General features: G+C 75.6%; 1 protein-coding gene. It reads left to right on the forward strand.

The window, feature by feature from the left end:
- On the forward strand, positions 1 to 2,983 hold a 2,983-nt coding region (locus tag ACJ73U_RS04600; RefSeq protein WP_407776251.1), incomplete at both ends, for a type I polyketide synthase.

Here is a 2,983-nt window from a genome sequence, read left to right on the forward strand (position 1 = left end):
CCCGGCAGCGCGGGATGTCTCACGACGCGCGCTGCAAGGCGTTCGCGGCGGACGCGGACGGCCTGACATGGGCTGAGGGCTCGGGTCTGGTGCTGCTGGAGCGGCTGTCCGACGCGCAGCGCAACGGGCATCAGGTGCTGGCGGTGCTGCGGGGCAGTGCGGTGAACCAGGACGGCGCGTCGAACGGTCTGACCGCGCCGAACGGGCCGTCGCAGCAGCGGGTGATCCGCCGGGCGCTGGCGAACGCCGGCCTCGCCCCGGCGGACGTCGACGTGGTCGAGGCGCACGGCACCGGCACGTCGCTGGGCGACCCGATCGAGGCGCAGGCTCTGCTCGCCACCTACGGACAGGACCGGGATCCCGGGAAGCCGCTGTGGCTGGGCTCGCTGAAGTCCAACATCGGGCACACGCAGGCCGCCGCCGGGGTGGCGAGCGTGATCAAGATGGTCAAGTCGCTGGAACACGGCGTCCTGCCGCCGACCCTGCACGTGGACGCGCCCACCACCGCGGTGGACTGGTCGGCCGGTGCGGTCGAGTTGCTGACCGGGCCACGAGACTGGCCGCGCAACGGCCGTCCGCGCCGCGCCGGGGTGTCCTCGTTCGGGATCAGCGGGACGAACGCGCACCTGATCATCGAGGAGGCGCCTGCCGAGGAGGACCAGGCCGCGGAGGAGGCACCGCCTGGGGGCGTGGTGCCCCTGGTGGTGTCCGCGCGGAGCACCGGGTCCCTGGCCGGGCAGGCCGGGCGGCTGGCGGCGTTCCTGGGGAACGCGGGCGAGGTGTCACTGGCCCGCGTGGCGGGCGCCCTGCTGTCGACCCGCGCGGTGCTCGGCGACCGGGCCGTGGTGGTGGCGGGCTCCTCGGAGGAGGCGTTGGCCGGGCTCGGGGCGCTGGCACGCGGCGAGACCGTGGCCGGTGTGGTGACCGGCAGCGCGCGTGCGGCCAGGAAGGTGGTGTGGGTGTTCCCGGGCCAGGGCTCGCAGTGGGTGGGCATGGGCCGGGAGCTGTTGGACACCTCTCCGGTGTTCGCCGAGCGGGTCACCGAGTGCGCGGCCGCGTTGGCGCCGTGGGTCGACTGGTCGCTGGTGGACGTGCTGCGGGGCGAGACCGATGCCGGGCTGATGGACCGGGTCGACGTGCTCCAGCCCGCGAGCTTCGCCGTCATGGTGGGCCTGGCGGCGGTGTGGGCCTCGGTCGGCGTGGTGCCGGACGCGGTCGTCGGCCACTCGCAGGGTGAGATCGCGGCGGCGTGTGTGGCGGGTGCGTTGTCGCTGGAGGACGCCGCGCGGGTGGTGGCGTTGCGCAGCCAGGCGATCGCCGCGGAGCTGTCCGGGCGCGGCGGGATGGCGTCGGTGTCGTTGAGCGAGGCCGACGCGGTCGCCCGGCTGGCGCCGTGGGCGGGCCGGGTCGAGGTGGCCGCGGTCAACGGACCGTCGTCGGTGGTCGTCGCCGGGGACGCCGAAGCACTGGACGAGGCGGTGGCCGCCCTGTCCGGGCGGCGCGTGGCGGTGGACTACGCGTCGCACACCCGGCACGTGGAGGACATCCGCGACACCCTCGCCGAGGCACTGGCCGGGATCACCGCGCGGGCGCCGGTGGTGCCGTTCTACTCGACCGTCACCGGTGGGTGGATCGCGGACGCGGGTGTCGTGGACGGCGGGTACTGGTACCGCAACCTGCGCGACCAGGTGCGTTTCGGCCCCGCCGTGGCGGACCTGCTGGCGCTGGGGCACGGGGTGTTCGTGGAGGTCAGCGCGCACCCGGTGCTGGTGGCGCCGATCGGCGAGATCGTGGACGGCACCGAGGTCGACGCCGTGGTGACCGGGTCGCTGCGGCGCGACGACGGCGGCCCGCGGCGCCTGCTGACCTCGATGGCGGAACTGTTCGTGCGGGGTGTCCCGCTCGACTGGAGCGGCGTGCTGCCGCCGACGCCCGGCCGGGTCGACCTGCCGACGTACGCGTTCGACCACCAGCACTACTGGCTCCACCCGGCCGCGGCGGCGGTCGCGCCGTCGGTGGGGCTGGTCGGGGCGGACCACCCGCTGCTGGGTGCGGTCGTGCGGCTGCCGGGATCGGCAGGCCTGGTGTTCACCTCGCGGCTGTCGCTGCGGTCGCACCCGTGGCTGGCCGACCACGAGATCGGCGGCGTCGCGGTCGTCCCGGGTGCCGGACTGGTGGAACTGGCCGTCCGGGCCGGTGACGAGGCCGGCTGCGCGGTCCTCGACGAGCTGGTCAGCTCCGCGCCCCTCGTGCTGCCCGCGCACGGCGGCGTGCGGGTGCAGGTCGCGCTGGGCGGACCGGGGGCGGACGGCTCGCGCACCGTGGACGTGTACTCCCAGCGCGAGGACGCCGACGACGGCGGCACCTGGACCCGGCACGCCACCGGCCTGCTGTCGGCCGCACCCACCACACAGGACCGGTTCGACTTCACCGCCTGGCCGCCACCGGGTGCGCGGGAGGTCGACCTCGCTGCCGCCGACCTCTACGACGACCTGTCCGCACGCGGGTTCCGGCACGGGCCGGCGTTCCAGGCGGTGCGGGCGCTGTGGCGGCGTGGTGAGGAGCTCTTCGCCGAGGTCGTCCTGCCCGCCGGGGTGGACGCGGGAGGGTTCGGCCTCCACCCGGCACTGCTGGACGCGGCACTGCACCCGGTGTTGCTCGGCGGGCAGGAGCCGCGGCTGCCGCTCGACTGGCACGGGGTGGAGCTGCACGCCGTCGGCGCGACCGCGCTGCGGGTGCGGGTGCTGCCCGCGGGCCCCGACGGCCTGTCGCTGGAGGCGGCGGACGAGACCGGCGGCGCGGTCGTGACCGTGGACTCGGTGGTGCTCCGGCCGGCGCCGGCCGAGCAGTGGGGTGCGGCCCCGGTGGGTGCCGACTCGCTGTTCCAGGTGGACTGGGTCGAGCTTTCCCCGGCAAGGGCCGAGTCTTCCCCGTCGTGGGTGCCGGTGGCCACCGACGACGATGTGGCGGCGTTGACCGAGGC

It is taken from the genome of Actinophytocola sp., assembly GCF_045807065.1.
Classification (GTDB): Bacteria; Actinomycetota; Actinomycetes; order Mycobacteriales; family Pseudonocardiaceae; genus Actinophytocola.